Origin of the sequence: Nocardia sp. NPDC052001 (assembly GCF_040680615.1) — a bacterium.
In the GTDB taxonomy this organism is placed as follows: Bacteria; Actinomycetota; Actinomycetes; order Mycobacteriales; family Mycobacteriaceae; genus Nocardia.
The window spans coordinates 938479-955083 of record NZ_JBFAXC010000002.1; the positions used below are offsets into that span (position 1 = coordinate 938479).

19 protein-coding genes are annotated in these 16605 nt (G+C 66.1%); 11 read left to right on the top strand and 8 right to left on the bottom strand.

What is annotated here, in order from left to right; genetic code table 11:
• Positions 1 to 30: 30 nt before the first annotated feature.
• Together AB0L82_RS12615 and AB0L82_RS12620 are read left to right on the top strand one after the other, a co-directional pair.
• On the top strand, positions 31 to 1215 hold the full coding sequence (locus AB0L82_RS12615; RefSeq protein ID WP_364634383.1) for a 4-hydroxybenzoate 3-monooxygenase: 1185 nt from the start codon (positions 31 to 33) through the stop codon (positions 1213 to 1215).
• Between the two features lie 80 nt (positions 1216 to 1295).
• The gene (locus tag AB0L82_RS12620) at positions 1296 to 2906 is read left to right on the top strand and encodes a methyltransferase (protein ID WP_364634386.1); all 1611 of its coding nucleotides are present in this window, start codon (positions 1296 to 1298) and stop codon (positions 2904 to 2906) included.
• Between the two features lie 136 nt (positions 2907 to 3042).
• Here AB0L82_RS12620 and mtnC read toward each other — a convergent pair whose 3' ends face one another.
• The 3 genes from mtnC to mtnA are packed head-to-tail and all read right to left on the bottom strand — an operon-like array spanning position 3043 to position 5937.
• A complete protein-coding gene (mtnC, locus tag AB0L82_RS12625; protein WP_364634389.1) occupies positions 3043 to 3726 on the bottom strand; it encodes an acireductone synthase in 684 nt (227 codons plus the stop codon).
• The gene (locus AB0L82_RS12630; RefSeq protein WP_364634392.1) at positions 3723 to 4298 is read right to left on the bottom strand and encodes a cupin; all 576 of its coding nucleotides are present in this window, start codon (positions 4296 to 4298) and stop codon (positions 3723 to 3725) included. Before AB0L82_RS12630 ends, mtnC begins: the two co-directional genes overlap by 4 nt.
• A gap of 19 nt (positions 4299 to 4317) precedes the next feature.
• Positions 4318 to 5937, bottom strand: a complete 1620-nt coding sequence (gene mtnA, locus AB0L82_RS12635; RefSeq protein ID WP_364634395.1) for an S-methyl-5-thioribose-1-phosphate isomerase — start codon at positions 5935 to 5937, stop codon at positions 4318 to 4320.
• A 220-nt stretch (positions 5938 to 6157) separates the two neighbouring features.
• Between mtnA and AB0L82_RS12640 the strand changes: the two genes are divergently transcribed.
• Both AB0L82_RS12640 and AB0L82_RS12645 read left to right on the top strand, forming a co-directional pair.
• Positions 6158 to 6439 (top strand): hypothetical protein, encoded by a 282-nt coding sequence (locus AB0L82_RS12640; protein WP_364634398.1) that lies wholly within the window; start codon positions 6158 to 6160, stop codon positions 6437 to 6439.
• On the top strand, positions 6436 to 6849 hold the full coding sequence (locus tag AB0L82_RS12645; protein ID WP_364634401.1) for a hypothetical protein: 414 nt from the start codon (positions 6436 to 6438) through the stop codon (positions 6847 to 6849). Before AB0L82_RS12640 ends, AB0L82_RS12645 begins: the two co-directional genes overlap by 4 nt.
• A gap of 18 nt (positions 6850 to 6867) precedes the next feature.
• On the opposite strand, the gene AB0L82_RS12650 is transcribed toward AB0L82_RS12645, so the two are convergent.
• Positions 6868 to 7554, bottom strand: coding sequence for a response regulator transcription factor (locus AB0L82_RS12650; protein WP_364634404.1), 687 nt, complete (start codon positions 7552 to 7554; stop codon positions 6868 to 6870).
• Positions 7555 to 7670: 116 nt separating this feature from the next.
• Between AB0L82_RS12650 and AB0L82_RS12655 the strand changes: the two genes are divergently transcribed.
• A complete protein-coding gene (locus AB0L82_RS12655; protein ID WP_364634406.1) occupies positions 7671 to 8417 on the top strand; it encodes a phosphatase PAP2 family protein in 747 nt (248 codons plus the stop codon).
• On the opposite strand, the gene AB0L82_RS12660 is transcribed toward AB0L82_RS12655, so the two are convergent.
• Positions 8367 to 9608, bottom strand: coding sequence for a KasA/KasB family beta-ketoacyl-ACP synthase (locus tag AB0L82_RS12660; protein WP_364634408.1), 1242 nt, complete (start codon positions 9606 to 9608; stop codon positions 8367 to 8369). The two genes, AB0L82_RS12655 and AB0L82_RS12660, sit on opposite strands and share 51 nt — an antisense overlap.
• A gap of 39 nt (positions 9609 to 9647) precedes the next feature.
• On the opposite strand from AB0L82_RS12660, the gene AB0L82_RS12665 reads away from it, so the two are divergent.
• Positions 9648 to 10205, top strand: a complete 558-nt coding sequence (locus AB0L82_RS12665; RefSeq protein ID WP_364634410.1) for a TetR/AcrR family transcriptional regulator — start codon at positions 9648 to 9650, stop codon at positions 10203 to 10205.
• Here the strand turns inward: AB0L82_RS12665 and AB0L82_RS12670 are convergent.
• Positions 10193 to 10684: a hypothetical protein gene (locus AB0L82_RS12670; RefSeq protein WP_364634413.1), complete on the bottom strand. Its 492-nt coding sequence runs from the start codon at positions 10682 to 10684 to the stop codon at positions 10193 to 10195. The two genes, AB0L82_RS12665 and AB0L82_RS12670, sit on opposite strands and share 13 nt — an antisense overlap.
• A 40-nt stretch (positions 10685 to 10724) precedes the next feature.
• Here AB0L82_RS12670 and AB0L82_RS12675 point away from each other — a divergent pair, with 40 nt between their 5' ends.
• The 4 genes from AB0L82_RS12675 to AB0L82_RS12690 all read left to right on the top strand — a co-directional run bounded on the left by AB0L82_RS12675 (position 10725) and on the right by AB0L82_RS12690 (position 13703).
• Positions 10725 to 11144 carry an NUDIX domain-containing protein gene (locus tag AB0L82_RS12675; RefSeq protein WP_364634416.1) on the top strand — a complete coding sequence of 140 codons (420 nt, stop codon included), beginning with the start codon at positions 10725 to 10727 and terminating at the stop codon, positions 11142 to 11144.
• Positions 11145 to 11263: 119 nt separating this feature from the next.
• On the top strand, positions 11264 to 12385 hold the full coding sequence (locus AB0L82_RS12680; protein ID WP_364634419.1) for a nitronate monooxygenase family protein: 1122 nt from the start codon (positions 11264 to 11266) through the stop codon (positions 12383 to 12385).
• Between the two features lie 269 nt (positions 12386 to 12654).
• A complete protein-coding gene (locus AB0L82_RS12685) occupies positions 12655 to 13443 on the top strand; it encodes an HNH endonuclease family protein (RefSeq protein WP_364634422.1) in 789 nt (262 codons plus the stop codon).
• A 35-nt stretch (positions 13444 to 13478) separates the two neighbouring features.
• Complete coding sequence (locus AB0L82_RS12690; protein ID WP_364634424.1) at positions 13479 to 13703, top strand: hypothetical protein; 225 nt, start codon at positions 13479 to 13481, stop codon at positions 13701 to 13703.
• A gap of 23 nt (positions 13704 to 13726) precedes the next feature.
• On the opposite strand, the gene AB0L82_RS12695 is transcribed toward AB0L82_RS12690, so the two are convergent.
• On the bottom strand, positions 13727 to 14176 hold the full coding sequence (locus AB0L82_RS12695; protein ID WP_364634426.1) for an SRPBCC domain-containing protein: 450 nt from the start codon (positions 14174 to 14176) through the stop codon (positions 13727 to 13729).
• A gap of 115 nt (positions 14177 to 14291) precedes the next feature.
• On the opposite strand from AB0L82_RS12695, the gene AB0L82_RS12700 reads away from it, so the two are divergent.
• Complete coding sequence (locus AB0L82_RS12700) at positions 14292 to 15410, top strand: DUF418 domain-containing protein (protein WP_364634429.1); 1119 nt, start codon at positions 14292 to 14294, stop codon at positions 15408 to 15410.
• On the opposite strand, the gene AB0L82_RS12705 is transcribed toward AB0L82_RS12700, so the two are convergent.
• Positions 15385 to 16533: a serine hydrolase domain-containing protein gene (locus AB0L82_RS12705; protein WP_364634432.1), complete on the bottom strand. Its 1149-nt coding sequence runs from the start codon at positions 16531 to 16533 to the stop codon at positions 15385 to 15387. The genes AB0L82_RS12700 and AB0L82_RS12705 overlap by 26 nt on opposite strands.
• Positions 16534 to 16605 lie beyond the last annotated feature (72 nt).

Here is a 16605-nt window from a genome sequence, read left to right on the forward strand (position 1 = left end):
GAGGCGTCAAGTGCTCTAATCTCCGATCCCGTGCATGTGGGCAGGAATGATCGCATCGCCGAGGTCTTGATCCTCGGGGCCGGACCGGCCGGGTTGGTACTCGGCAATATTCTGCAGGGCGCGGGGATCGATTCGGTGATCCTCGAGCGCGGCAGCCGCGCGCATATCGAACAGCGGGCGCGGGCCGGATTCCTCGCGCCCGAAAGTGTCGCGGTGCTACGCGAGTACGGGCTCGACGGTGGACTGCGCACGCGCGGACGCACCCACGATTCCTGCGAATTCCGCACTGCCGCAGGCCGGTTCGAGCTGTCATACGGCGCTCTGGGGCGGCGCGAGGTGCACACAGTGTATCCGCAGCAGGATCTGGTGACCGATCTGGTCGCAGAATACCTGCGCCGCGGCGGGGAGCTGCGTTGTGAGACTACCGCACAGCAGCTCGGCGATCTGCGCGGTGATCTGCCGTGGGTGCTGGCGCGCACGCTTGAAGGCGTCGAAAACCGGCTCGGCGCAAGTTATGTCGCCGGCTGCGACGGTGCGCGGGGCCTGGCCCGCAAGACCTTCAACGCGCCCAGCTCGACCTGCGAATACGACATCACCTGGCTGGCGCTGCTGGCCCAGGCCCCGCCGACCACGGACACCGTCGTCTACGGTGTGCACCGGGACGGCTTCGCCGGGCAGATGCCGCGCGGGCCGGAGGTGACCCGCTACTACCTCCAGTGTGATCCGCACGATGATCCGCTGCACTGGAGTGAGCAGCGCATCTGGGATTCGCTCGCAACGCGATTGGACGCGGGCCGATACGGACCGCTGCGGGCTGGACCCATCTTCGAGCGCGGTCTGGTGCGGCTGCGCTCGGAGATCCTGGATCCGATACAGCAGGGCCGATTGTTCCTGGCCGGTGACGCGGCATCCTCGATCAGCCCGTCGGCCGCCAAGGGTGCGAACCTGGCCATTCTCGGCGCGCGCACGCTGGCGAGGGCCTTCATAGCGGCGCTGCGCGGCGGCGATACCGCTGCGCTGCAACGCTATTCGGCCGAATGCGTGCCGCGCATCCGGCGCGCGCACGAGTTCTCGCACTGGATGATCAATCTGCTGCACCCTCCTGTCGGCCCGAACCCGGCCTTCGAGCGCGACCTCCAACAGGCCCGCCTGCACAGCCTCGCCACCTCGCGCACCCATCAGGACTTCTTCGCGGAGAACTACGTCGGCATCTGAGTACAGGAGGACGCGTGACCCGTTCGCTGGCAGTACCCCTTCGTATCGAAACCACCGACCGCGAAAGAATCACGGAGGCAGTGGAGTTCGTCAGAACGCATGACACCGGCCGGGTGCTCGCCGCGATGCTGCCCGATCTGACGGACGCCGAACACGCCGCCATCGCCGCGCACTGCCGGTTCGCGCACACCGCGGTCCTGATCTTCCCGGAGGACCCGCGGGCGATCGACGCGCTGTTCGCCGAGCACGATCTCACCGTGGTCTCGGCGGGCCCCAGCACGGTGGTGCGCCGCCGCCTGGCCATCCGGCACGGCCTGTCGGACGAGCGGCTGCCGGTGCACATCTACCGGGCCGCGTTACCGGCCCTCGATGGAACCCCCTGTGAAATAGAGCTTTTCGCACTCGAGAACGCACCGGAGGAGGTGGCGGCCGCCGAACGCGTCACCGGGGCCGAATCCCATCTGGCCATGGCCACCGGGGCCATCGACGAAATCACCCTGACCGGTCTGCGCGCACTGTTCACCGGCCGGGGCCGGATGCGCGCCGACGGCGGCGGCTACAACCCGCACGAGGACACCACCATCCTCTACTTCGCGGGCACCGGTGCGCGCACCCAGCCGTACCGGCGACTGGAACTGCATGTCGCCGGGCATCAACCGCAGGTGCTGAGCACCCACACCCTCGAATCCGAGGGCCCGGCACAGCGTTTGCTGCGACAGCTGACCGGTGCGTGGGCCACCCAGGCCCTAGCGGTCGCCGCCGAACACGGCATCGCGGACCATATCGCCGCCGCCCCCGGCGTCCCACTCGCCGAACTGGCCACCCGCACCGGCACCGACTGCGGTGCGCTGACCCGGCTCATGCGTTATCTGCTCGACCTCGAGGTGGTGGAACCCGCGGGCGCGGGCTATGCCCTCACCGATACCGGCGCACTGCTCGCCCACGGCCACGAGCACTCACTGAATTCCCTTGCGCGCCTGTACGGTGGCGCGTTCTACGAATCCTTCGGCGCCCTCGATTACGCCATTCGCACCGGCCACACCGCATTCGACGAACACTTCGGCCAGCACCATTTCGAGTACTTCACCGCCGATCCGGACCGCGCCGAACTCTTCGACAGCGCCATGGCCGCCAGCGCCGCGATCTTCGGTCACGTGGGCCACCTGATCGACACCACCACCGCCGACACGGTCATCGATGTGGGCGGCGGCAACGGCGAACTCCTGGCCCGAGTCCTGTCCGCCAACCCTCGCCTGCGCGGCACCCTCTTCGAACGCGCCACCACCCTGGACCGCGCCCGCGCCACCCTGCTCCGCGAAAACTGCTTCGACCGCTGTCACCTGGTCCCCGGCGACTTCTTCACCACCCCGCTGCCCCCCGCCGCCGATATCTACCTGCTCTCCAGAGTCCTGCACGACTGGAACGACACCGACTGCCGCACCATCCTGCACAACTGTGCCGCCGCAATGACCCCCACCTCCCACCTCTACATCATCGAAAGACTTCTCCCCGAAGACAATTCCCCCTCCCTCGTCCCCGCCTGGGATATCCACATGCTCTGCAACGTAGGCGGCCGCGAACGCACCCCCACCCACTACCGAGATCTGGCTACCTCGGTCAACCTCGAAGTGACCGAATGCCACGACCTCCCCCTGGGTTTCGCGCTCCTGAAGGTGCGCAAGCGGCCCTAGAACACCTGACGATGCGCCGGTGCCAATGGGACGTCAACGACATCCCTGGTATCCGGCGCATTCCGCTTCAAGTCGAATGTTCATGTCACGTGGCGTTATTGCCCCGGAATGATCGGCATTGGTCCAGGGGCGGGGATCAGTTGGGTTCGACGTCGGCGAAGTCGTTGATCCAGCGGTGTGGAGGGCGGGGCGGATTGGGTTCGCCGGGGCGCGATACGCCGATGGCTTGCCAGCCCGCCGCTACCGCGGCGTCGAGTTCGTCCGGATGGTCGGACAGGAACAGGATACTTTCGGCGGGGACTCCGATTGCGCCTGCGATCTTTTCGTAGGACGAGGCTTCGCGCTTCGGGCCTGCGGTGGTCAGGTCGAAATGGCCGGTGATCAGCGGGGAGAGGTCGCCGGGGCGGGCGTAGGCGAACCAATCCTTTTGATTGCGGACCGAACCCGAGGAGTAGACGTAGAGCTCGAGCCCGGATTCGCGCCAGGCGCGGAGCATGGGCGGGACGTCGGGGAAGAATTCGCCGTAGAGGGAACCGTTGCGGAAGCCTTCGGCGCAGATGACGCCCTGGGCCGCTTTCAGCGGTTCGGCTTTCACGTCCGTGTTGAGCCAGTTGATCAGGATCGCCGCCACCTCGGCGATCGACGCGTCCGGCTGTTCGGCCAGCGCGCGGGTTTCGGCGATGATCGAATCCGCCGCTCCCCCGGTGTTTTCCGCGAGCCAGTCCGGGAGCCGGTCACGGGTGTACCCGTACAGCTCCTCGCGGACCGAACTCGTCGGGCTGGTGGTTCCCTCGATATCGAGGACGATGACATTGATCATGCCGGGAGCAATTCGTCGAGGGTAGGGAAGCCGCCGGAGATCTTATCGCCGGTGAAATCGCCGATCCAGCCGTCTTCCTCCTCGAAGAACCGCACGGCCACGAATTCCGGCTCGGTGCCCATATCGAACCAGTGCAGCGTGCCCGCCGGAACCGAGACCAGATCGCCCGCGGTGCAGACGGTCGCGAGCACCTCATCACCGAGATGCAGATAGAAGCAGCCCTGTCCGGCGGCGAAGAAACGCACTTCGTCCTCGGCGTGCCGATGCTCGTCCAGGAACTTGGTGCGCGCGGCGACAGCCTTGGCGGGCCATTCCGGATCGTTCGCATCGGGGTGGATCCGCGCGACATCGATGAACTTGAAGCGGCCGTCCGCATTCAATTCCTCGATGCGCGACTGGTATTCGGCCAGCAGGTCCTCGGTCGAGGTCGCGGCGTCGAAACCGTCGAACAGCGCCCAGCGCTCGAAGGTGATGCCGCGCTTACCGAGTTCGGCGGCGATCACCGCGTCATCGGTGGTGCGCAGCTTGACATCGGCGGAGTCCTGATCGGACATGATCTGCAGCAGAGTCATCGGTATTCCTTCCTCGGAACTAATTCTCGCGCACCGGCAGCTCGCGGAGACCGGTCAAGGTGACCAGCTCGCACATGGCCTCCAGGCATTCGGCGCGGTCGCGGGCCTGCGCCAGCGTCGCACCCCATGCCGTAATGCCATGTCCGGCAATGAACAACACCGGCGGAGCGTCGGGATGTTCGTTCAAATACTTCTCGATATCCGCGCCGATCTGCGGGACATCGGCGTGATTCGGGAAAACCGGAATGTCGATGAGATCGGGACGGGTACCGCCCAATCCCTTGATCAGCTCGTATCCGGTGAAGCGCACGGGCTGCACATCGGCACCGGATGCAATGATCGACAGCGCGGTGGCGTGCGGCGGATGCACATGCACGACCGCGGTCGACCCGGTGGTCCGGTAGACGGCGGTGTGAATCGTGGTCTCGGCGGACGGCTTTCGCCCGGTCACCGACAGCGGCGCGGAATCCGTGATCGCCACGGTCACGGTGTCGTTCTCGGCCAGCTCGCCCTTGGACAGTCCGCTCGCGGTCACCACGGCCGTATCGCCCTGGCGCACCGAGATATTGCCCGCCGTGCCGGGCATCCAGCCATTGGCGTAGAGCCCGCGCGCGATGGCCGCGATCTCCCGCCCGGCATCGAGTGCCGGATTGCCGAGTACGCCATTTTCGGTGACAACAGCGGTCACAAGCTCCGGCGGCGTCACATCGAACGCGGGATTGAACGTCGGCGTCCCCTCGGGAGCCGTTGTCACACCGCCGAATCCGGTGACCTCACCCGAGGCCCGCTGTTCCACCACGATGTCGCTGCCGCGCGCGGTCGCCACATCCCGGGTCGATTCCGGCGCGACGACGATGAACGGAATCCCATGCCGCTCGGCCGCGATGGCCAGCATGTAGGTGCCGATCTTGTTCGCCACCGACCCGTCCGCGGTAATGCGATCCGCGCCGACCATGACCGCGTCCACACCCTCGGTCGCCATCGCCCAGGCGGCGGCGGAATCGATGGTGAGCCGATGCGGAATCCCGGCCTCGGCCATCTCCCACGCGGTCAACCGCGCACCCTGCAACAGCGGACGCGTCTCGTCCACAATCACTTCCGCGAGCGCACCGCGCTGATGCAGCACGTTCAAAGCGCCGATGGCGGTGCCCACCGCGGTGGTCGCGAGCCGCCCGGTATTGCAGTGCGTGAGAATCCGCAACGGCCGATCCGCGCACAGTCGCTGCACCAGATCGGCGGCATGCGTGGCGGCGGCCAGGTTCACCCGGCCGTCCTCGGCCAGCATTTCCAGCGCCTCGTCGAGTACGGCCTGCGGACCGTTCGGCAGCTGCGCCAGCGCCCGCTTCACACCCCACGCGAGATTGACGGCGGTCGGCCGGGCATCGGCGATGCGCGCCGATTCCGCTTCGACCAGTTCGGTATTGACCACGCCGTCGACCGTGGCCGCCTGCACCGCGATCACCACACCGAACGCCCCCGACACGCCGATGGCCGGAGCGCCGCGAATGGCCAGCGACTTAATGGCGTCGATGAGATCGTCGACCGTGGTGATCCGCAATTCCCGCAGCTCCCGCGGTAGTGCGCGCTGATCGATGGTGACCAGGGCACCGTCGACCCACTCGATCGAACTCGTCGCCATCTATCGTCTGTCCTCTCGCTGACTCCGGCGCGACCCGCGACCGGCACACGCCCACCGTATCGAACACGGATCGCCACGTGACCGGCAGGTTTCAGATCACCGGAATCCGAATCATCGCGATCGGCACACACATCGGGAGCAAGGATCGGCGAGTCCTGCCAGGTGGGATCACACCGTTACCTTCTCGTGTTCTTCGGGCATACCGCGCTACCATTGCGGTATGGCGAGAGAACGTCGCACCCGAAAGATCACCGTGACGGTGCCGGAGGAGATCGCCGCGACCCTGGACGATTGGCGCAGCCGGGGTCGTATCGAATCGATTTCGGCATTCGTGGCGGAGTCCGTGAAGAACCGTGTCGACCGCGCCGAATCCCTGGCTCGCATCGAGCAGGTGTTCGGCGGCCGCCCACCCCTGGATCTGATCAATCGCGCCCGAGCCGTGCAGGGCCTGCCTCCATTACCCGAGGAGGATGTCAACGGCGACCACGCCGGCGCGGCATGACCTCCCCCGGCGCCACCCTCGGCGGCGTCGTCTTCGATACCGCCGCGCTGACCGCGTGGGCGCATCGGGTCGCCTATGTGCAATCGGTGGTGTGGGCCACCGCTGACGCCGGGCACACCATCGTCATCCCGGCTACCGCACTGGCCGCGGCGCGGGCGCTCATACCGCCGGGAAGGCATGACATTCTGACCGTCCTGCTGGATCTGCCGAATACGGTCATCCAGCCGCTGGACCGCCCGGCGAGTGATCAACTCGGCGCGGCCCTGGCCGATCGTTTCGACGCTGATGCGCTCATCCCGGCCGGGCACGCCACCATCGAAGCGGTGAGCCGGGATTGGCCCTGTCTCACCGACCGCCCCGACACGCTCCGCAAACTCGATCCGCGCATCCAGACCGACACCCTGCCCTGACGCATCGGATCCGATGCGCTACCGCTGACCGGTCCCGGGATCGACCAATCGATAGCCGACGCCCCGTAGCGTTTCAATGGTGTTCTGCCCGAACGGCGCATCGATCTTCTTGCGCAGATAGCCGATGTACACCTCGACCACATTCTCCGGTCCGGTGTAGTGCGCATCCCAGACATTGCGCAGGATCTCGGCTTTGGTGAGCGCGATTCCCCTATGCCGCATCAGGAATTCCAGCAGTGCGAACTCCTTTGGTGTGAGCGTCAATTCGGTCTCGCCGTAGCGCACCCGCCGCCGCGCGGGATCGAGCGTCAGCGCACCCGCCGCCAAGATCGACGGCTGTTGCGGGGCTCGCCTGCGCAGCAGAGCACGCAGGCGAGCGATCAGCACCACGAAGGAGAACGGCTTCGTCAGATAGTCGTCCGCGCCCAGATCGAGCGCGTCGGCCTGTTCGTAATCGCCGTCCTTGGCCGTGAGCATCAGCACCGGCGTGGCCACATCGCGCTGCCGCAATCGGCGCAGCACCTCGTACCCGCTCAATCCCGGCAACATGATGTCGAGCACGATCACATCGAAATCGTCCTCGGTCGCCATCCACAGCCCGTCGGTCCCGGTGTGAGCGAGCTGCACCACGAAACCCTCCAGCTCGAGGCCGCGCGCAATGGTCCGCGCCAGGCGCTCCTCGTCTTCCACCACCAGCACTCGCACCGCCCAAGCATGCACCAGGCGATGCGGACACCCGGGTGTCGAGCTCGGTTCTCAACATCTTCTCAGCGGGTTCGTGACATGGTCGAAGGATGACGCCCGCAGCTACCTCTAAGCAAATGGAGTCATCGGCGGTTTCCGTGCGGCCGAAACCACCGCGTCCGGTCCTGCTCGGCGTGCTGCTCCTGCTGGGGTCGACGGTCCTGGGAGTGACGATCGCGGTGCTCGCGCATCCGGATCCGCTCGGACCGGATGCGAGCTGGATGCGGTGGTTCGTCGAGCACCGCGGCGGTACCGCGACCTCGCTGGCCAAGGGCATCAGCATGCTCGGCGGCACCGCCGCGATGACCCTGCTGGCTTCGGTCGCATACGCGGTGTCACTCTGGAGAAGGCAATGGGAGACAGCGATTTTCATCGCGATCACCGGACTCGGCGCGGCCGCGCTGGTCTACTTCGGCAAACTGCTCATCGCACGCCCGCGCCCGCCGCTGGCCGATCGGCTGGTGGTTCAGACCAATCACTCCTATCCGTCGGGGCACGCCCTGGGGTCGATCGTCGTGGTCGGCATGGTGGCGCTGCTCGCGGCAGCACTGCTGCACGGGGTGTGGCGGGCACTGTTGCTGACCGTCGCCGCGCTGTTCGTAGCGGGTGTCGGGGTATCGCGCGTATATCTCGGGGTGCACTGGCCGACGGATGTCTTCGCCGGATGGGTCTTCGGCATCCTGTGGTTGAGCGTGTGCTTCACCTTCCGGCCCGTGCTCGCCGCACGCAGCCGGGCGGTACTGGGCCGGGGCGCGCCGGCCGGAGCCGGCAGGTCAGGCGCGCCCCAACGCGAGGGTGACATTGTGGCCGCCGAATCCGAATGAATTGCTCAGCGCGTAGTCGACACTCTGCGCACGCGGCGCACCGGCGACGATATCGAGCGGGGTTTCCGCATCGCCCTGCTCGAAATTCAGTGTGGGAGGCACGATCTGCGCTTCCAGCGTGCGCAGCGTGAGGATCGCCTCCAGTGCGCCGACCGCGCCGATGGAATGCCCGAGCGCCGATTTCGGCGCGTACACCGAGGCATCCGGCGCGACCGCTGCGATGGCATTGGCCTCGGATGCGTCCCCGACCGGTGTCGAGGTGGCATGTGCGTTGATATGCCCGATATCGGCCGCCGACAATCCCGCGGTGCCGATCGCCTTGCGCATGGCCCGTGCGGCCCCATCACCATCGGGTGCGGTGCCGGTGATGTGATACCCGTCCGAGGTGATACCCGCCCCGAGCACGCGCCCGCGTATCCGCGCACCCCGCGCGCGTGCGTGCGCCTCGGATTCCAGCACCACCATCGCCCCGCCTTCGCCGAAGACGAACCCGTCGCGATCCTTGTCGAAAGGCCGTGAGGCGCGCGCGGGTTCATCATTGCGGGTGCTCATGGCCCGCATCATGGCGAAGCTGGCGATCGGCACCGCGTCGATATGCCCTTCCACGCCTCCTGCGACCACCACATCGGCCTCACCGGTGGCGATCAGCCGCCAACCGTGCGCGATGGCTTCCGCACCCGACGCGCATGCCGAAACCGGCGCGTAGACACCGCCTTTCGCGCCGATCTCCAATCCGACGGTGGCGGCCGATCCATTCGGCATCACCATGGGCACCGTCATGGGTGGCACCTTGCGATAGCCCCCGGCGCGCATGGCGTCGACAGCGTGCACGAGGGATTCGCCGCCGCCGAGCCCGGTTCCCACCGCCACCGCGAGTCGTTCGGGATCGCTCTCGGGCGTCCCGGCCTCCTGCCAGACCTGTCGGCTCAGTACCAGCGCGAGCTGCTGGACGAACGACATCCGGCGCTGCTCGATTCGGGTCAAATGTTCCCCGGGCTGATTGGTCAGCCGTCCGCCGATGCGCACCGGCAGTTGATTCGCGGCAACGAAATCATCTGTGAGCGTGGCGATTCCGCTCTCCCCCGCCAGTAGCCGCCGCCAGGTCGTATCCAGATCCGGCCCGAGGCAGGTGGTGGCCGCCATTGCGGTAACCACGACATTGCGAGTTTCTGTACCAGTTGCTACACCCATGCCGACATGGATACCTGTACCGTCCGCTACAGTCAACCCGTGCCCCGCCCCCTCGACCACGCTCGTCGCGCCGAACTTCTCGCCGGTGTCATCGCCTACATCGCCGAACGCGGCCTGGCCGAACTCTCCCTGCGTCCCCTCGCGGAGTATCTGGGCACCAGCTCCCGCATGCTCATCCACTATTTCGGCACCAAAGAGCAGATGTTGATCGCCGCACTGGAAACCCAGCGTCCCGATATTCCGGCCCTCTTCTCGGGCATCGATGATCCGGAAGTCCTCAAATCCCGTATGGCCCAGTCGTTCACGATGAGCACGACCTGCCCCGGATCGATCAGCATGAGCGTCCTGCTCCAGGTGCTCGGCGCGGCCACCGTCCCCGGCAGCCCGTTCACCGACTACGCCACCGACGCGGTACGCGTCCTGGTATCCGCCATGACGGACACCCTCATCCGCATCGACCCTGCCATCGACGACCCGGAAGCCGCGGCGACCCTGCTGATCTCGGGTATGCGCGGCATCATCACCGACTGGTGGATCACCGGCGACACCGATCGCATCGCCCGGTCGGTGAATCGGCTTGTGAATCAGGCTCTCTGAAGCGTCCCGGTCAGCGTCCCGCCCGGCCGCTCACTGCTGTAACCGGCGGATCGATCCGCGTGCACACCGAGTGTTGCCAGCTTCCCGTTATCGGTGCAGTCGTTCCCGTCGACGAGCCGGAACGCGAAGGTCAACTCGTTCTGGGTGCCGTAGATCATCCGCCCGATGCTCTCGCATCGATTCCCCGATCCCTGTTCGGTGGCGACGGCGTTCACGACCTCTTCGCCGCCCTTACCCGATCGAATGGTGAAGACGAGGTCGAAACTCCCGGCCCCCGTCACCACTCCGGTCCATTCCCCCAGAAACGCTCTCGGCACCGCCCAGACGGCCGCCGCGGGTGTCGTATCCGCGGGCAGGTCGGCACCGGTGCTCGCCGTCGTACTCGTACTTCCCGCCGTCGTCGCCCCATTCGACTGGCAGCCAACCATTCCCGCGCCCATCGCGATGATCGCGACGGCGACGGCCGCACCCCGCCTCATGCTCCGATTTTAGTTCCGGCGCGTCCCCTAGGCTGCGGGTATGCCGACGGAACAGCGATTGATCGACACGGTGGCGTGGGTGCGGATCGAGAACGGGCGGATCCTCTGCGCGCGGCCCAAGGGTAAGGACGTCTTCTATATCCCGGGTGGCAAGCGGGAAGGCGCGGAGACCGATCAGCAGACCCTGCTGCGCGAGATCGACGAGGAGCTCACGGTCGCCCTGTTGCCGGAATCCATTGTGCACGTTGGCACTTACGAGGCGGAGATTCCCGATGCCATCGTGCGAATGGCCTGCTACACCGCCGACTACACCGGTACGCTCGCCGTCAGCAGCGAGATAGAGGAGACGGCCTGGTTCACCTATGCCGATCGCCCGCATGTTCCGCCGGTCGACCAGTTGTTATTCGACGATCTGCTGGCCGATGGCCTGCTCGCCGCACGTCCCGATTCCATTAACTAGAACATGTTCTTGACATGTCGCAGTGGTCGGCCGTCCGGAGACTGGTCTGAATGTAGAACATGTTCTAGTGTGATGGGCAGAACATTCCAGTGCCGGGAAGTTAGAGGAGCCCCCACCACATGCGTACCGAGATCTGCGACCGCCTGGGCATCGATGTCCCCATCTTCGCGTTCACCCACTGCCGCGATGTGGCCGCCGCGGTCAGCAATGCGGGCGGCCTGGGCGTGCTCGGCGCGGTCGGCTTCACCGCCGAACAGCTCGAGGTCGAACTGGCCTGGCTCGATGAGCATGTCACCGGCGTGTACGGCGTCGACCTGGTCATCCCCTCCAAGTACGAGGGCAAGGGCGTCGAGGGCCTGAGCCCCGAGGAGCTGGAAGCCCAACTGGCCAAGCTGGTTCCGCAGGGCCACCGCGATTTCGCCGAGAAGATCCTCGAGGATCACGGCGTCCCGCATCTGCCCGAGGATGAGCGCCACAATCAGCTGCTGGGCTGGACCGCCACCACCGTCGCCCCGCAGATCGAGGTAATCCTCAAGCACCCCAAGGCGAAGCTGGTCGCCAACGCGCTCGGCACCCCGCCCGATGACGTGATCAAGACGATCCAGGACTCCGGCCGCCTGATCGGCGCGCTGTGCGGTTCGGTCAAGCACGCGCTCAACCACAAGAACGCCGGACTCGACTTCGTCGTCATGCAGGGCACCGAGGGCGGCGGCCACTGCGGCGAGATCGCCTCGATGGTGCTGTGGCCGCAGGTCGTCGACGCGATCGGCGATATGCCCGCGCTCGCCGCCGGCGGTATCGGCAACGGCCGTCAGGTCGCGGCCGCGCTGGCCATGGGCGCGCAGGGCGCGTGGACCGGTTCGCTGTGGCTGACCGTGGAGGAGGCCAATGTGCCGCCCGCGCAGATGCAGACCTACGTCGACGCCACCAGCTCGGACACCGTGCGCTCGCGGTCCTGGACCGGTAAGCCGTGCCGCATGCTCAAGAACGACTGGACCGAGGCGTGGGACCGCGAGGATACCCCGAGCCCGCTGGGCATGCCGCTGCAGATGATGGTCGCGCTCGACGGCGTCAAGCGTGGGCACCGGTATCCGGAGCAGGCCAAGGACGTCAACTTCAACCCGGTCGGCCAGGTTGTGGGGCAGCTCAACAAGATCGAGCGTTCCACCGATGTGGTGCAGCGCCTCATCCAGGAGTACCTGGAGGCCTGTGAGCGCCTGAACAAGCTCAACAACGCCTAGCGACACCCGAATTCGCCGCGTCGACCTTTTTGTCGGCGCGGCTTTTTCATGCGCGTGAGAAGTGCCGCGCGACAGCGCTTCCGCGAGTCGCCCCGGCGTGTCGCCCGAAACCCGCTGCAACCGCGTTGTTCTCGACCCCCGTCTACCCCACTATGTAGGTAGCGCCACGTTCGCCGACAACCGCTGCTCGCGCAGCGATGTGACACGCGTCTCCGAACCGCCGGTGCGACTTGCTGTTTCGGGTCCAGGATTGCGACGGTGTTCGAATCATGCTGAAAAAGAAGCCTTCGCGCCGAATACTCGGGACCGTCGTGTCCGTCGGCATCGTCCTCGTGCTCATCATCGCCGCCGCGCTGCTCGAGAATATGGGCGGTTCGAAGAGCTCCACCACCTCCACCCCGCCCGCGCCGCCGCGCGGCGGGCCGGTGGCATCGGCGGCCGAAATCAACGGCCTGCTACCGAAACTCAGGGTGTCCAATGAGTTGCCGATGACCGGATACGAGCGGGATCGGTTCCCGCACTGGGATACCGAGAAGCCCGAACACGGTTTCGGTGACGCGTTCGCCAAGTACAGTCGCTGCACCACCCGCGAGGTCATGCTGCTGCGCGATGCGGTCGGCACGGTCACCCTGGATCCCGCGACGTGCAAGTTCACCATCGGCAAGGATTCGGGCTGGCGGGATCAGTACGGTGTGCCGGACAAGAAGACCAACGGCCTCAAGCCGTACAAGTTCATCACCGATTCGGCGGGCGTCGACATCGATCACATTGTCGCCTTGGCCGAAGCGTGGCGTTCGGGCGCGGCCAAGTGGGATGACGACCGCCGCCGCGCCGTCGCCAATGACGCGCTGAACCTCGCGCCCTCCGACCCGACGGCCAACCGTTCCAAGGGTGACCAGGACCCGTCGACCTATATCCCGCCGGGCAATTTCCGGTGTGGCTATATCGCCCGCTATATCCAGGTCAAGATAAAGTACGACCTGAACGTCGATTCCAAGGAGCAAGCCGCGATTCAGACCGCGGTCAAGGACTGCATCGACAGAGGAGAGTTCAAATAGTCGACATCGTCGAAATTCGCACCGAGGCAGCCGTCATGACCCAGGAAGAGGGCACGGTTTCCGGGGATCTCGATGTCACGCTGGACTATTCGGGTAAGGGCCTGGTCCGCTACCGCGGCACCGCCACCTGGTACACCATCGGCAACCTCGAGGACACCCCACCCCGATCCTGGTCCGCGGTAGAGGATTTGGCGGGCGCCATCGAACAGGAAGCCGACGGCCGCGACTCTTTCGGAAACGTCATTCCCTTCGAAGCCTGACGACCGCCCGCTCCTTTCGCGAATCAGCCCTGTACGGACGCCAGCGCCTCGGCGCGCTGCTTGAGCCCATCGGTCATTCCGCCGAAGCCCTTGCGCATGGCGCCGCCCAGCACCGCGCTCACCAGAATGCTCAGCGGGCCGTTCAACTCGAAATGTGAGGTGTACCGCGTGCGGCCGTCCTCGAGCGGAATGACATTGTGCTGCCGCAGGCTGTTCAACAGGCCCGGAACAGCCTTCATGTTGTAACTGAATTCCTTGCCCGGGGTATGGGTTCGGATGAATTCGCGCTGCTGGCGGGGTTTGGAGCCGAGCAGTCGCACCTGCATATCGATCGGGGTGCCGGGTTCGAGGGTGGTCTGGCAGGAGGGGACGAAGGGGTTCCACTCGCCGTATTTGGCCACATCGGTGAGCACCCGCCACACCAGGTCGGCGGGTGCGTCGATCTCCACGCTGTTGTCGATGACAAGGGTCATGGGGGAACCATACTGAAACGCGTTCCAGTACTCGGGGTGAGTACCCCCGTAGAGGTAGGCGCGGGTCATTCTCTGAGGCGATTCGGCGGGGCGCGGGCGACTCTAGGGTCGAGCGATGACGGAACGGCCGGCGGTCCCGCGCCTGATCGAGTTGGACGCGCTGCGCGGATTCGCGCTCGGCGGAATCCTTTTGGTGAACATCACGGTGATGTCCGATCCGGGTGGCTTCGGCGACGGCTCCGCGATCACGGTGCTGGAAGCGTTCTTCCACAATAAGTTCTACGTCCTGTTCTCCTTCCTGTTCGGCTACTCGCTGACCATGCAATTCCGGTCCGCCGCACGAGCGGGCGTCAGCGCGCGGGCCCGCACGGTGCGGCGCTGCCTGGCCATGATGGTCATCGGCGCACTGCATGCGGTGTTCTTCTTCACCGGCGACGTACTGTTCGGATACGGTGCGATCGGCCTGGTGCTGTTGCTGCTCAGCGGATTGCGACCGCGCAGAGCGTTGCAGGTCGCGGGCGCGATATTCGCCGTCTGCGTCATCGTGATGACGATCCTGGGCCTGCTCGCCTCCGGCGGCTCTTCCGAAATCGATGCCGCCGAACATGATCGGCTGCTGGGGATCATGCGGGCGGGCTGGGGCGCTGCCGCCCGCCTGCGCTGGGAGGAGTTCAGCGGCAACCTGCCGCTTTTCGTCGTCTACGGGCTGATCAACATCCTGCCCCTGTTCCTGGTCGGCCTCGCCGCGGGAAAGGCCAGAGTTCTGGAAGAACCCGACCGCTACCTCCCCTACCTTCCCCGGATCCAATGGATCGGTTTCGGTGTGGGACTTCCGGTCTCGATCGTCGCGGCACTCACCCACTGGCCACCGCTGGCGGGTCCGGTCACGGTCGCCGCCCCGCTGCTATCGGCCGCGTACGCGGCGACGCTGCTGCGCATCCTGCACTCCCGCCCGCGGGTGGCCGATATCTTCGCTCCCGCGGGCAAGATCGCCGCCACCACCTACATCAGCCAGTCGATCATCACCTCGATCATCTTCACCGGCTACGGCCTGGCCCTGGCGGGCAAGCTCTCCGATTGGACGGTTCTGGCCATAGCCGTCGCCATCTACCTCACCCAGCTCGCCGCGGCTCGAATCTGGGTGCGCCACCACAGATACGGCCCGCTCGAATGGCTACTGCGCAAAGCCACCTACGGGTCCATGTCGGTTACGGGCAGAGGGCGTGGGAGATGAGGGCGGTGACATCGGGCTTCTGGTCGGGGGCTGCGGTCAGGGCGATGGTGAAGGCTCGGCCTTCCTTGGTGCCGCCGGTAATGGTGATGTATCCGGCTATGCCGCCGGTGTGGCCGAAGTATTCAGCGCCGCACGGTAGTTGGGTGTGCCCGATGCCCAGGGCGTAGCGCATGTTGCCGTCCTCGGGCATGGGGGAATCGCTGGTCAGCATTTGATTGAGCTCGGGGGCGGCCACGATACGACCCGCGAGCAGTGCCAGGTAGAAGCGATTGAGATCCGCGCCGGTCGAAACCAGCGCACCCGCCACCCAGGGCACCGAAGGTTCGGAACGGGACGCATCGGTCAGGACGCCATCGATGGTGGCGTACCCGTGCGGATGCGGGCCGCGGATCTCGAGTTCGCCGGTGGGCGGGAGGTAGGTGTCGGCGAGCTGGTTGGGACCGGTGATGCGTCCGGCCAGCTCCTCGGAATACGCCCTGCCGGTGATCTTTTCGACGAGCAACCCGGCGACGATGTAGTTGGTGTTGGTGTACTTGTACTGCGTGCCCGGTGCGAATTGCGCGGGCATGCGCAGGGCGATCGCGATTTCTTCCGCGGGCGTATAGGTGCGGCCTTCCAGGGCGGCGCGGTATTCGTCGATCCGCGGGTCATCGGTCAGCTCCGGCAATCCACTGCGATGCTGGAGCATTTGGCGGACGGTGATGGTGCGACCGTCCACGCCCTGCCCGGTGAGCAGTCCGGGCAGGTAGGTGTCGATGGGCTCATCGAGCCGAACCTTGCCCTCACCGACCAGCTGCATGATGATTGCCGCCACAAAGGTTTTGGAGATGCTGCCGACCCGGGTCTGCTGCGGCGGGGTCATGGGAATCGGCGCGCCGGTGGCCCGATCGGCGACGCCCGAGGTGAGCGTCACCGTCTGCCCGCCCTCGGTGAGCGTGGCGATCACACCGGGCACGCCCCCGTGGACAATCGCGTCGATATCCTTGCGCACCTGGTCGACTCGACTCGGCGACACCTCGATCGGTGTCGGCGTGACGACCTTGGGTGAGTTGTCGCCGCCGACACTGGTGCAGCCCGCCACCGCCAGGAGTCCGAAAGCGGTCACGATCGGCATGATTCGCATAGTTCGACCGTAGGGACCGGGGTGCGCCCGGACCATCGGGACAACCCCTGAGTCCGGCCCTGAGATGTGCCG

Excerpts from the sequence above, each read along its gene's own strand:
- mtnC (WP_364634389.1), bottom strand. The coding sequence starts at position 3,726 with ATGATCAATGTCATCGTCCTCGATATCGAGGGAACCACCAGCCCGACG.
- AB0L82_RS12630 (WP_364634392.1), bottom strand. The coding sequence starts at position 4,298 with ATGACTCTGCTGCAGATCATGTCCGATCAGGACTCCGCCGATGTCAAG.
- mtnA (WP_364634395.1), bottom strand. The coding sequence starts at position 5,937 with ATGGCGACGAGTTCGATCGAGTGGGTCGACGGTGCCCTGGTCACCATC.
- AB0L82_RS12640 (WP_364634398.1), top strand. The coding sequence starts at position 6,158 with ATGGCGAGAGAACGTCGCACCCGAAAGATCACCGTGACGGTGCCGGAG.
- AB0L82_RS12645 (WP_364634401.1), top strand. The coding sequence starts at position 6,436 with ATGACCTCCCCCGGCGCCACCCTCGGCGGCGTCGTCTTCGATACCGCC.
- AB0L82_RS12655 (WP_364634406.1), top strand. The coding sequence starts at position 7,671 with ATGGAGTCATCGGCGGTTTCCGTGCGGCCGAAACCACCGCGTCCGGTC.
- AB0L82_RS12660 (WP_364634408.1), bottom strand. The coding sequence starts at position 9,608 with ATGGGTGTAGCAACTGGTACAGAAACTCGCAATGTCGTGGTTACCGCA.
- AB0L82_RS12670 (WP_364634413.1), bottom strand. The coding sequence starts at position 10,684 with ATGAGGCGGGGTGCGGCCGTCGCCGTCGCGATCATCGCGATGGGCGCG.
- AB0L82_RS12675 (WP_364634416.1), top strand. The coding sequence starts at position 10,725 with ATGCCGACGGAACAGCGATTGATCGACACGGTGGCGTGGGTGCGGATC.
- AB0L82_RS12680 (WP_364634419.1), top strand. The coding sequence starts at position 11,264 with ATGCGTACCGAGATCTGCGACCGCCTGGGCATCGATGTCCCCATCTTC.
- AB0L82_RS12685 (WP_364634422.1), top strand. The coding sequence starts at position 12,655 with ATGCTGAAAAAGAAGCCTTCGCGCCGAATACTCGGGACCGTCGTGTCC.
- AB0L82_RS12690 (WP_364634424.1), top strand. The coding sequence starts at position 13,479 with ATGACCCAGGAAGAGGGCACGGTTTCCGGGGATCTCGATGTCACGCTG.
- AB0L82_RS12695 (WP_364634426.1), bottom strand. The coding sequence starts at position 14,176 with ATGACCCTTGTCATCGACAACAGCGTGGAGATCGACGCACCCGCCGAC.
- AB0L82_RS12700 (WP_364634429.1), top strand. The coding sequence starts at position 14,292 with ATGACGGAACGGCCGGCGGTCCCGCGCCTGATCGAGTTGGACGCGCTG.
- AB0L82_RS12705 (WP_364634432.1), bottom strand. The coding sequence starts at position 16,533 with ATGCGAATCATGCCGATCGTGACCGCTTTCGGACTCCTGGCGGTGGCG.